The organism is Lysinibacillus composti (assembly GCF_016908465.1).
GTDB classification, from domain to species: domain Bacteria; phylum Bacillota; class Bacilli; order Bacillales_A; family Planococcaceae; genus Ureibacillus; species Ureibacillus composti_A.
This window is the reverse complement of record NZ_JAFBDY010000001.1, coordinates 724,096-736,586: the sequence shown is the minus strand read 5'-3', so window position 1 is coordinate 736,586 and position 12,491 is coordinate 724,096. Positions and strand designations below refer to the sequence as shown.

The 12,491-nt window shown below is 35.5% G+C and carries 12 protein-coding genes; 4 read left to right on the top strand and 8 right to left on the bottom strand.

What is annotated here, in order from left to right:
• Positions 1–82: 82 nt before the first annotated feature.
• Complete coding sequence (locus tag JOD29_RS03620; protein WP_124766556.1) at positions 83–922, bottom strand: DUF2268 domain-containing putative Zn-dependent protease; 840 nt, start codon at positions 920–922, stop codon at positions 83–85.
• A gap of 103 nt (positions 923–1,025) precedes the next feature.
• Here JOD29_RS03620 and JOD29_RS03615 point away from each other — a divergent pair, with 103 nt between their 5' ends.
• Entirely contained in the window at positions 1,026–1,271 is a 246-nt protein-coding gene (locus JOD29_RS03615) for a hypothetical protein (RefSeq protein ID WP_124766557.1), read from the top strand.
• A gap of 200 nt (positions 1,272–1,471) precedes the next feature.
• Here JOD29_RS03615 and rsgA read toward each other — a convergent pair whose 3' ends face one another.
• Complete coding sequence (gene rsgA / locus JOD29_RS03610; RefSeq protein WP_124766558.1) at positions 1,472–2,560, bottom strand: ribosome small subunit-dependent GTPase A; 1,089 nt, start codon at positions 2,558–2,560, stop codon at positions 1,472–1,474.
• A 274-nt stretch (positions 2,561–2,834) separates the two neighbouring features.
• The gene (locus tag JOD29_RS03605) at positions 2,835–4,367 is read right to left on the bottom strand and encodes a DHA2 family efflux MFS transporter permease subunit (RefSeq protein WP_124766559.1); all 1,533 of its coding nucleotides are present in this window, start codon (positions 4,365–4,367) and stop codon (positions 2,835–2,837) included.
• 154 nt (positions 4,368–4,521) lie between these two features.
• Here JOD29_RS03605 and JOD29_RS03600 point away from each other — a divergent pair, with 154 nt between their 5' ends.
• On the top strand, positions 4,522–5,445 hold the full coding sequence (locus JOD29_RS03600; protein ID WP_158610598.1) for a TetR/AcrR family transcriptional regulator: 924 nt from the start codon (positions 4,522–4,524) through the stop codon (positions 5,443–5,445).
• 210 nt (positions 5,446–5,655) lie between these two features.
• Here the strand turns inward: JOD29_RS03600 and JOD29_RS03595 are convergent, their stop codons facing one another.
• Positions 5,656–6,153 carry a DinB family protein gene (locus JOD29_RS03595; protein ID WP_124766561.1) on the bottom strand — a complete coding sequence of 166 codons (498 nt, stop codon included), beginning with the start codon at positions 6,151–6,153 and terminating at the stop codon, positions 5,656–5,658.
• 150 nt (positions 6,154–6,303) lie between these two features.
• Positions 6,304–6,816 (bottom strand): hypothetical protein, encoded by a 513-nt coding sequence (locus JOD29_RS03590; protein ID WP_124766562.1) that lies wholly within the window; start codon positions 6,814–6,816, stop codon positions 6,304–6,306.
• A gap of 163 nt (positions 6,817–6,979) precedes the next feature.
• Between JOD29_RS03590 and JOD29_RS03585 the strand changes: the two genes are divergently transcribed.
• Together JOD29_RS03585 and JOD29_RS03580 are read left to right on the top strand one after the other, a co-directional pair.
• Positions 6,980–7,120 carry a hypothetical protein gene (locus JOD29_RS03585; protein WP_158610599.1) on the top strand — a complete coding sequence of 47 codons (141 nt, stop codon included), beginning with the start codon at positions 6,980–6,982 and terminating at the stop codon, positions 7,118–7,120.
• 231 nt (positions 7,121–7,351) lie between these two features.
• Positions 7,352–8,473 (top strand): NADH-dependent flavin oxidoreductase, encoded by a 1,122-nt coding sequence (locus JOD29_RS03580; RefSeq protein ID WP_124766563.1) that lies wholly within the window; start codon positions 7,352–7,354, stop codon positions 8,471–8,473.
• Positions 8,474–8,519: 46 nt separating this feature from the next.
• Here the strand turns inward: JOD29_RS03580 and JOD29_RS03575 are convergent, their stop codons facing one another.
• The 3 genes from JOD29_RS03575 to JOD29_RS03565 all read right to left on the bottom strand — a co-directional run bounded on the left by JOD29_RS03575 (position 8,520) and on the right by JOD29_RS03565 (position 12,064).
• Positions 8,520–9,698 carry a M20 metallopeptidase family protein gene (locus JOD29_RS03575; protein ID WP_124766564.1) on the bottom strand — a complete coding sequence of 393 codons (1,179 nt, stop codon included), beginning with the start codon at positions 9,696–9,698 and terminating at the stop codon, positions 8,520–8,522.
• Between the two features lie 45 nt (positions 9,699–9,743).
• A complete protein-coding gene (locus tag JOD29_RS03570; RefSeq protein WP_124766565.1) occupies positions 9,744–10,559 on the bottom strand; it encodes a VOC family protein in 816 nt (271 codons plus the stop codon).
• 224 nt (positions 10,560–10,783) lie between these two features.
• Positions 10,784–12,064, bottom strand: coding sequence for an AAA family ATPase (locus tag JOD29_RS03565; protein ID WP_124766566.1), 1,281 nt, complete (start codon positions 12,062–12,064; stop codon positions 10,784–10,786).
• Positions 12,065–12,491: the final 427 nt, after the last annotated feature.

The window sequence follows — 12,491 nt, the reverse complement described above, 5'->3', positions numbered from 1 at the left end:
TTAACACCAAAAAAGAGCTAAAATGAATTCAGCTCTATTGATCGTTCTATATTTATATTCGCCCACGGACAATCATGATTTTCTAAATTTTAAAATCAGATTTTTCCACGATTTTATGTGCCAGGGTTTTGTATAAAATGTGTTGCTCTATAGGTCCACGTTTTTTTAAAAACGATTGAACGATCTTGTACCCAATACAGTAGCCAATCCAATCAGGTAATTCTTTGGTCCCTTCCCCAAATAAAAAACTACGGTGATTTTTCACTCCCTTCTGATTTAATACCGGCACAAAATGCTTTCTCCAAATTGTCATCGATTCTTCAAAAGGATATCGCTTCGTCCAAGGCGACAGCCATTGTTCACCATATAATTCCTCTACCGCGCTTTCCGCCATCCCCTCAATGATGAGCGAATCTAGTAACAACATTTCCTTAGGCGATTTGTTTAAAAAAGCCAGCCGACAAATATGATGATATTCATGTGCTAATAAAGCTTTTAACTCCGTTTCTACTAATTCTGGTGTAACAAAAAGAAATAAAACACCATTGTAGGTAACGCCATTCTTATTTACTTCGATGCCCTCTAAAATGGGTCTATATTTGGTTAATGGATAAATATAGATTGGCACTTCGGGACCATTCCATAATAATCTTAGTCGTTCATATTCTACCTCTACAATTTCCCATATTTTTTTCTCTTCTAGTTCTTTTACCAACTGCTTTACATCTATTATTTCAGTAGCACCAAACAAACCGTTCCCTAACAGTTCGTAATATATTTGTTCTTGTGAAACGTTCGGAAAGAAAGCCTTCAACGGAGTACAGATTATGTCACGCTGAATGTCTTCTACTTTTCTATCTGACTGCTGATCCGACAATATACTAATTGTATTTAGTAGCTGTTGTGTATTTATGACAGCCATATAATTTCTCCTTTTTCATAGCATATGCCTTAGACTATTAACTCGTGTCTATCAATTTACGTTACATATATTATTTAGAATAAAAAAAAGGAGGTGTGTGAAAATGAATCACGGAGAAGTGTATGATTTATGTTGCCGCTTTAAAGGAAAAAGAGTTTGCATTACTGACCGAAATGGTAGAAAACATGTGGGACATATCACAAGAATTGAAAGAGATATGGTTTGGATTATGCCCGATGGAGATTGCGGCGGCTACGGTGTAGGCTACTTTAGAAGAGACAGATTTGGAGTCGGAATCGCTATTGGTTTCATTGCAGGCGTCGTTCTTGCTCCCCTATTTTTCTTCTAAAAACATTTAATTTTTAGTATTTTTATAAGAATTCATTTTGAATTTTATTGTTCAGAATGAATTCTTTTTTTATGAAAACAATTTACCTTCATAAATTTAAAATAAATATATTATCACGCTTAAGATAAACTCTAACTCCCGATCATCGGTTCACCATAACAAAGAAACCGGCTCCAAATTGAACCGGTTTCACGTAAACATTAGTATCTATGCTTTTTCTTGTTTTGCTCTTTAATGAATTTTCGTGCTTGTTTCATGCCACCCATGCCCTGAAACATTTCATTAATTTTTTCTTTTTCGATCATTTTGGAATTCAAACCATCATACTTTGTTTCCTTACTAAGTTTTCGATAGCTCTCTAACCGCTCTAGTGACAAACCACCATCCTGAATGGCTTTTTGCACTGCACAGTTTGGCTCACTTTTATGGGTGCAGTCATTAAATCTGCACCGCGTTGCAAGCTCCGCAATATCAGCAAAGGACTTTGATAAATCGGCACTAATAATGCCTAACTCACGCATTCCGGGTGTATCGATCACAACACCTAAATTCGGCAACGGAATTAACTCACGTCTCGTTGTCGTGTGTCGGCCTTTATCGTCATTTCGAATAGCATTCGTTTCGAATATGTCTTGGCCTGCAAGTCGATTAATCAATGAAGATTTTCCAACACCTGATGATCCTATAAATGCAACTGTTTTTCCTTCTTTCAAATAGTCCTTTAATGATTGAAATCCATCATTGGAAATACTCGATGTAACGAGTACATCAACACCTAATGCTATAGAAGAAATGTCATTTAGCCTTCCCTGGATTTCATTACATAAATCTGATTTCGTTAACACAATAACTGGGATCGCCCCACTGTCCCAGGCTATGGAAAGATAGCGTTCAAGTCGACGTAGATTAAAATCGTTATTGAGCGACATGCAAATGAAGATGGTGTCAATGTTCGTGGCGACGACTTGGGTATCAGCTGTAGTGCCTGCAGATTTTCGTGCAAAGACACTTTTTCTTGTGAGAATCTGATGAATTATCACTTTTTCATGAACATTTTCCGTGTGAGTAACCATTACAAAATCTCCAACTGCCGGATACTCAGATGCTCCACTAACCGAATGATGGAACTTTCCTGAAATCGTGGCCGTCAGCTCACCTTTTTCTGTTATTACTTTATAAGAATTTTTATATTGGGATGAAATTCTTCCAATTGTTAGGTTTTTATATAGAGTAGACTCCTGAAGTAAATCTTCTGTAAGTCCTAGATTTTTCATATCGATTAAATTCAATTTAATTGCCTCCTAAAGTTCAGTTCGATCTTACGGGAGGTTTTATGCAGAGATTAGTTTGCACATCCCTCCCCATCTATTACAATCTCCATGTTTTGTTTCGAATTCATATTGAAATCCCCTTTCTAACATTTATTGATGTAACTTTATCATAGTATTGAAACCCTTTAAATAATACTGTGTACTTTTATTTTGATTGCCCAAGATTTCGGCCAAAAAATAAAGCTATCCTACTTAGTTCTTTACTAAGCAGAATAGCCAATAATTATTTTTATTATATAGTTTTAGGTTTTTGATTAACGTTTTTTTCCACTTTCATAGTAGCTTCAGGCTGTTGATTCATTACTTTCTCTACCTTAACACGTTTTAAGAATAATGATAATACAAACGCAAGTAATGTGATTCCTGTTGCAACAAGGAATGAGAATTGAATACCGTCTAAAAGTGCTTGTTGACCAATTTGTGCTTGTAGGGCTGCGATTTGTTCTTCGCCCATCGGTGTTGTTTGGTTTGCTGCGGCTTGTGCAGCTAAATCTTCTCCTGTTGATGTGGCACGTGTGTTCATAATAGATACTAGGATTGCAGTACCAATCGAACCTGCCACTTGTTGAACCGTATTGTTAGTAGCTGTACCATGTGGGTTTAAACGAGCAGGTAATTGATTCAAACCATTTGTCATAATCGGCATCATAACCATAGAGATACCAAACATACGTACAGTATAAATGACAACAATCACCGTTGTACTTGTTTCTAAATTTAATTTAGATAAGTAATATGTTGCGATTGTTGTAATGATTAATCCAATCGCCGCTAATATACGTGGTCCAAATTTATCGAATAATTTCCCAGTAATTGGTGACATAAATGCCATTACTAGTGCACCTGGTAACATCATTAACCCAGCGTCAAATGGTTCAATTCCTCGAACACTTTGTACATATGCTGGTGTTAAAATCATCCCTGCAGTCAATGCCATGGATAGCACTGCGGAAATAACTGAACCTAGCGCGAACATTGGATGTTTATATACTTCAAGATCTAAAAGTGGATCTTTAATTTTTAATTGACGGATAATAAAGGAAGCTATTCCAATAGCACCGATGATCACTGTGCCATATACCCACGGATTACTCCAGCCTTTATCGCCTGAAATACTAAATCCATATAATAAACCGCCAAAACCGATTGTTGAAAGAACGATAGAGAAAACATCTAACGTCACTGGACGGTTTGGTAATACGTTTTCCAACTTCCAAATACTTAGAACTAAACTAATAATTGTAAATGGAACGATCATTTCAAATAAGATATGCCAATCATAATGTTCCACTAAAAATCCAGATAGTGTTGGGCCTATTGCTGGCGCTGCAATCATAACTAAACCAAATACACCCATTGCTGCCCCACGTTTTTCAACTGGGAAACTAATTAACATTGTGTTCATTAATAATGGGGCCATTACTGAAGATCCCACTGCTTGAATCATACGACCTGCAAGTAACACACCAAAATTCGGTGAAATTGCCGCAAGTATTGTACCGATCGCGAAAATAGACATCGCAATGATAAATAAAGGTTTTGTTTTAAATCTTGTGATAAAGAACGCTGAAGCTGGTATTAAAACACCACTTACTAGCATGTAGCCTGTTGATAACCATTGTACTAATGAATAAGACACATCAAAATCGACCATGATCGTTGGTAATGCCACATTTAATAATGTGTTATTTAAAAAGGCAATAAATGTCCCAACGAATAAAATGACAATCATTAAATACGGAGGCTTATTAGATTGACTTTCCATATATATAATTCCACTCTTTTCTATTTTTCATTTTTGTTCGTTTCACAACTGCTTAACCATTCTATACCATGAGTCTAATTTAATCAACAAAATAAATAACAAATTTATAAACGTTGATAAATAAAGGTTTTTATAATAGACTATGAGTATAAAAGTGAGAAAATTTAAAACAAAAGGTGAAGAAATGAACAATCGTAAGAGACAAATCATTCGCGCAGCTAGGACTCTATTTATTGAAAAGGGTTTCATGGATACGTCAATCGTGGACATTATTGATGCTGCAAATATTTCAAAAGGAACATTTTACAATCATTTCAACTCTAAAAGTGAATGTTTAATCGCCATTCTCGAAGAAACTCGAGAAGAAACAATGAATCGACGATATGAAATAGGCCTAAATGAAGATCTTTCAAATGTCGATATTCTGATCGAACAGATCTGTGTAATTATTCATGTTAACCGAAAAACAAATTTATTAAGAATATTCGAATCGTTATCCAGTGTTCCAGATCAAGGAATAAAAGAAGTACTAAATCACCATCTTTTAAAAGAAACAGTATGGCTTGCAAGACGACTAACAGATGTTTTCGGTAATGAAATTGAACCTTACTCTTATGAATGCGCAACATTAGTATTGGGCATGATGCATCAGACCATGCGCACAATTGTCATTGTACTCGGGAAATTTCCTTCACCAGAACAAATTGTAAAAATGTCGATTCGTAATATCGAAGCCATTCTCCCACTTATGAAAAAAAGCGATGAATTAAATATTACAAGTGAAATCTTTGACAAGATGAAAACGAAGTTAGCCTATAGAACGGTGACAAAAGAAACACTCATCAATCAATTAACCGGTTTGGTAGACAAGCTAAATGAGACAGATCCTGAAAGTGCCATCGAAATTGCTCATCATTTATTGCAGGTTTTAAAAGAACCTCAATTAAAATTATTTGTATTAGAATCGATTCTAATGTCATTAACAAAAGTGTTTCTTGGCACGCCACATGAAGCAGAAGCACGGGAAATCGCCAATTCATTTTGGCTGTTTTTGAGAAATGAACAAAAGAAGAAGTAAGCGTTGTTTTACATTTAGGGAATAACCAATGTAGATAAATCGGTGACTTATAGAAGAGGAAATGCGTTTCGTTAAACTTTCTAATTGGCTTAAGTTTATCGTTAAAAGATCGGGGTTTTTCATTTAATAGCAATAAAACCCCGTTCATTTGGGTACTGAGCGGTGTTTTCACTTTTTATCAAATTGGAAGCATTGACAAGAGCAAGACTTTTAGATTTGATTCTTCTGCAGTGTTCGAATGTATTGAATATAATCAGTTGAAATACCCCGATGCCCTTGCTGACGAATCATCGCGGCAATATTTCCGCGGTGGTATGTCCCATGATTCACAATATGTTGGACTATTTCAGATATCCTATTATTAAACTGTTCGCCTTTTGTGTTTTGGTAGACGATTTGATCATCAAAATCAGCGTCCAAAAGAAATTTGCGAAGTTCTGCATATAAACTTGTTGATTCAAAAACAATATCATCAACAGAATAGATTCGCTTTGGTTGAATAGACTTTATATGGTCGCCCTTCCCTTGCATTCTTAAGTACCATGTTTCATCTGCCGTAATGATATGACCAATCGTTTCAGCTATAGTGGGAAAAACACTATTTACTTTTTGAAGCAAAATATCTTCTGATAAATTCTTGAGATGTTGTTTAATTCTTTCATTCGCCCATACGTGATAATCAAATAAACGGATTAGTTCCTCTTTCATAACACTCACTCCATTCAGATATTGAATGATTTGACTTCAAGTTTGTCCCAAAAGTTTTACCTATTACTTTATGTACTTCGAATTTAGTTCATGATTTTAGTTATTGAAATTGAACTCAAAATAAAAAAGCACCTATTGATAAGTGCCTTCTTACATAGGACTAGTTGGATAAAAAGCGCTAATGAAGAACTGTACACGGCTTGCAGATAGCGCTAATGCTCTTATACAGACTGCATTTTGAATGGTTAACGCGAGTTCAGATTTGGTTGGGATTACCTCTTCCACTAACTCGCCTTCAGCATCTTCTATACTAATTAACACATCGTTTTCGGACTGGTTTTTTGCAATAACGGTCATGAGGAGTGAAGCACGAATGGGTTCTGAGGGTGCTCGATAAATCAACGTATAACTTTGACGAATGGTTACATCATCGTTAGCTGTTTCTATTTTCTCTTCAAACATCGATGATTCACCACTTGTTAATAATTCATCTTCATGCGGTACTTCTTCTATAATTAACGTTCGTTCCCCCCCAACAATCGCATTCACACAAAAGTTTTGCTCAATAATAAGCGAATTGCGATCAATGATCACATCATTGTCAAACCGATCGTTTCGATTACCATCCTGCCAATCTTTACTTGAACGACGCTGTGAACTCATTTGATCTGCCTCCTTTATCTAGTAAATGACGATTCGGACAACTAGCGAGGGCGAAATAATTAGTTGAACGAAATAAAATTGATCTTTGCACAATTACAAAAAAATTATTCGGAGCATTTCTTTTTTCTTTCCGCACAAAATAACCGTGCGGAGGTGAAACATCATGGCAAAGAAAGGCAAAACAACGTTTAGAAAAATGAAAAAACCAAAGAATAGTAAAAGTCGTGAAGAAATCTCACAAGAACAAAACTTCGAACGTGCTCTAAAGAAAATCGAAGTCCAAAACAATCAAATTAACGATTGATTTAATGCTCCACCTTTCAGTCACTTCTATCATTCAATCCCCGAATTAATATCCTTCTTTTTAAAAGGTCTCTTAGGAGATCTTTTTATATTGTTCATTTATAATTAAAGCTTACATCAAGAAAAGCAAACCGAGACTAGCTCTGTGTTTACCGTTTAAATGCAGTTTATTCATTACATAATAAAAGCGGAGTTGTTTTAAGAATTTTACGCTATCAAAGGAGGAAAAAGAATGAATGACACATATAAAGATTTACTATCGCCATATACTTTTCCGAATGGAACTCAATTGAAGAATCGTATCTTGATGGCTCCAATGACGAACTTTTCATCGAATCCTGATGGGACTGTCACAGAGGATGAGGTTAACTATTACGCACGACGCTCTAAAGGCGTCAGCATGGTCATTACAGCATGCACTTTCGTTACACCGAACGGAAAAGGGTTTCATGGTGAATTTGCTGGAGACCGCGATGAAATGATTCCAAGTTTAAAGCAATTAGCCACAGCCATTAAAGAACAAGGTGCAAAGGCCATTCTTCAAATTTTCCATGGAGGAAGAATGTGTCCCACAGAACTCGTGCCAAACGGGGAGATTGTAAGTGCTAGTGAAGTAGCTGCAACAAATTCAACAAATATACCAAGAGCCCTAACTGAGTCAGAAATAGAAGAGATTATTCATGCTTTCGGTGAAACAACTCGTCGCGCAATTGAAGCAGGCTTCGATGGTGTTGAAATCCATGGTGCCAATGGATATTTGCTCCAACAATTCTTTTCTCCTCACTCTAATCGTCGCGAAGATCGCTATGGTGGTAGTTTAGAAAAACGAATGACCTTCCCTTTAGCGATTGTGGATGAAGTGAAAAAAGCAGTTGAAACGCATGCGGACTCCTCCTTTATTGTCGGGTATCGTTTTTCACCAGAGGAAGCAGAGACACCTGGCATTACAATGAAAGAAACATTAGCTTTAGTTGATCGTTTAGCAGACAAAGACTTAACATATTTACATGTGTCTTTAAATGAATTCTTCTCCCTGCCAAGAAGAGGTGTAGAGGATTTATCAAAAACGCGCATAGATTATATACTTGAAGCAATTAATAATCGCGTGCCTCTGATTGGTGTTGGATCAATTTATACTGCTGAAGATGCGAAAAAAGCATTATCTTCAGGAGTTGCACTCATTGCATTAGGAAGAGAACTTATTATCGATCCTGATTGGGTTCAAAAAGTAGCAGAAGGTAAAAAAGATGAAATTATGACGAAACTCCACAAGGACAAGCAAGAAGAACTAGTCGTACCAGACCCATTATGGAACGCAATCGTTAATACACCAGGTTGGTTCCCGATTGCTTAAAGATAAAAGAAAGCGGACTCCTAAATTGTTGGAGTCCGCTTCCAATTTAAAATACATACTTATTCAAAATTGCAAGGAATGATTTACCAGTATTAATTAACGCTTCTTCATCAAAATCAAAGGAAGGATGATGATGAGGAAATTGAGTTTTTGGATCTTGATTACGCGCCCCTACTTTAAAGAAGCTCCCTGGTGTTTTCTTTAAATAAAAGGCAAAGTCTTCAGCACCCATTGTTGATTTCATCGGTCGTACATTTTCACCAAATATTTCACTCACTGCTTCTCTAACAATTTCTGTTTCGTTCACATGATTATATAAAGAAGGATATCCCTTTTCGTAAGTTACTGTTGCCTCTGCACCAAATGATTGAGCAATTCCCGTTGAAATTGCATGAATCTCTTGTTCTACTAAATTTTGCACATCTTCTTCAAACGTTCGCACAGTTCCTTCAATCACAACAGAATCTGGAATGACATTAAAGGCTTGACCCGCATGAAATGTTCCAACTGTTACGACCGCTGCCTGTTGAGGATTTACTTTTCGGCTGACAATTTGTTGTAAACTATTTACAACTGTTGTTCCAATAACAATACTATCAACAGTTTGATGTGGGTATGCTCCATGTCCACCCTGACCTTTGATTTCAATTTTAAAATGATCAGCTGCGGCCATTTGATAACCACTACCAACGGAAACGGTACCAACCGGACTACTCGTATCTAAATGTGCCCCAAAAATTACATCGACTTCATCCAATACACCATCTTCAATCATAAATTTCGCTCCGCCGGGAGGTTTTTCTTCGGCTGGTTGGAATAATACAAGAACATTACCTTTAAGTTGATCTTCCACTTGTTTTAGCACCTTACTTACACCTAACAATGCAGCCGTATGTCCATCATGTCCACAAGCATGCATTTTGCCATCGACTTTCGATTTATAGGGTGTATCTTTTTGGTCTTGGATTGGAAGGGCATCAAAATCTGCCCGAAGCGCAACAGTCGGACCAGGCAGGTTTCCCTTTAATCGTCCAACTAATCCGTATTTGCCATAATGTTCGATTTGTTCAAATCCATATTCTATTAGTTTAGTTTCTATAAAACTTGATGTTTCTTTTTCTTCAAAAGATAATTCAGGATGTTGGTGTAAGTAACGACGGTTCGAGATGATTTCATCTTTTAAATCATTTAGTAATTCTTGAGTGTTAAGAAGCGTATTTTCCAAAATGTTCCCTCCTAATTTTAAAAATCAAAATTATTTGAATGAAATTTAAAGAAATCTATAATTTGCATTATGTAACACAAATTCTTCTTGTTCATTTGCACCGCTAAATTGTAATTGATAAATGCCAGGACCATGATTTAATAAGAATGATTGAATCCGGCCTTCTCCAAGAGGTTTCACAAATTGTAGGTTTGTATCTCCAAGTGCCAACGTACGGCATTCTACATCTTCATTAAGGTTACTTTCTGCTTCAATTTCCTCTAATGCCAAGTAAGTTTTCCACTTTTCAAAGGATTGATCAAAAGAATGAACAGCAAAAATAACAGTAGAGATTTCAAGATTGCCTTTTGAATGATTTGTTATAAGACCCGTTTCTTTTAGGTCTTTTCTACGTTCTTCATCCGACACTCCCCAATCGATAAAAAATGGCAGTGGGATTTCAAGATCATCTTCACCTGCATACAATAGTTCCCAACTTAAGATCGTTCCTTCAGGAGTTTTACGACTTAATGGAAATGGACCATTTGCCGATACACCCTTTTCTCTTAAACTATTCGCCAAATCAAGAAGATTATGCGAACGAAGAGCCATCGTTATAAAACCTTCCCGATCTCGTCTATCCACTAAATGAGATAACAAGCTATATTTTTTAATATGAGGGATATTTTCTTCAAACGATTGGTCATCTTTTATTCCCAAATATTCAATATACTTTAAGCCAAAATAACTTAATGTATTAAAAGTCCCACCTTTATCGTGTTCTCCACCATACCGATTTTGAATCCCTACGTCACTTAATTCTTTTGTCATTTCTTTCGGTTCAAATACGTAATGAACAATATGATCAAATTGTAACGACATTAGACTGCCTCCTCAATTACATAATTTAGGATATAAATTTAGTATAAATGAAATTTACTGAAAATTATATCTTTTCACTAGGAATTTATAGCAGTTAGTCTATGAATATGTTGAATGATTGAAAATATGTATACAGAGCTATGATATTTCGAATGTTTGAACAAGAAAAGATGAATGAAAAAGGCACTTCCCTTAAAAGGAAAGTACCTTCTTTAATTGAACTACTAAACTCGGAAACCGACACTATACGATTCTAGTTCAGAATCCCAATTTCGTTTTTTATTATTTTTGTTATCGGATTGTAGCTGAGTACATATTTGATCGATATCAACTTCTCGATCATAGTGCCATTGTAAAGCAATTGATGTATATAATTCATTGAGTTGCGCAAAGGAAAAGCCATGTGTTTCCTTCACCAATTTTTCTACATCTACTAGTGAAATAAACTGATTGATTTCCTTTTTCAACAAATACTGTTCGCGTAATTCTTCTGTTGGAAGTTTTATTTCATAGGCTCTGTCAAATCGACCAGCACGGTTAATGAGTGCAGGGTCAATTTTTTCTGGATAGTTCGTAGTCCCGATTAGGAAAACTCCTTCTTTCGAAGTTGCACCATCAAGCGTATTTAAAAAGACCGAACGTACGTCTTCTGGCATTGAGTCAATATCTTCAATGACTAATACCATTGGCGCCATTTTGGCAACAGTTGAAAATACTTCGTGTATAGAATAACTAGACGTATATTCTGTGATTTGCCAATAAGCAACCGGAGCCGAAATACTACCTGCAATAGATTTTACAAGTGTTGTTTTTCCATTACCCGGTTTTCCATATAACAGAATTCCTCTTTTATAAGGAATATTATAAGTAGTAAAAAAACTTCCGCCTTCTGAGAAAAATTCATCAATCGAACGATAAATTTCCTTTTTCAGATTTTCCTCTAAGAATACATCGTCTCTCGTCACTAATGTCGTAATCTTTTCTTTTTTACGATCGATCCCATCATCTGTATCAGTAAATACAGTCACATGATTTTGAATATACTCTCTTTTTCGTTCTAACACATATTTTAGGAAAGCCACCATACAGCTATCATCTTTTGCTAATAGAAAATCATGAGTTAATTCGCTATGACTTTGGAATACGGATACCTGCGCTAAGGCAACATTAAAGTTTGGATAGTAATAAAGAGCATTATTAATTCTAGGCTTAATAATTAACTCTAACTTCTCTTGCGTGTGATTCGATGAAATCGTCGCAGTTTCAATTCCATCGTAAATATAGGAAATTAAATTCACTTCATGTTGGTTATTCTGAATGTCTTCCTCTAATACTTCCCATATTTCATTTGTTGTTTCATCATCTGCATACATCTTGAATTGAAACCCAAATTCCTGAAACAAAGTCTCTTTAATACGATTAACGACGTAACCATACTCATAGAAGTTTGGAATGGCCTGTGGATCAATTTCACGATGTTTAATAATATAATTTTGGTTATTCATTCAATATCCTTTCTTCTATAAACGATTATAGGTACAACACTAATTTTACTAATAAAAGGTTTCATAGAATAGCAGTAAATAAATCCATAGAGATTCAGATGCGCAACTACTTCACCATCATATGTGAAAAACTGCTTTATGATTCATTTTAACTTTGGATATAGATTTTGTTACAACACATTAACTAAAGTTAATAGGTTTAACAGATTACCGCTTATCTCCTTTCTTCATTATATCTGTTAGCTTTGTTAAGAATGTAAATAATTTGTATAGTTTAAGTTAAATATTGTAACTACTGTTTATAAGGTGATTCAAATAAATATTTTTCTTACTTGCTTTAACTTCCCTACCCATTCACTGAAGATCCCACTGCCTACATTCCCTTTCATATAATTCCAAAATAAAAAGACATCAACCTTCAAGTGAT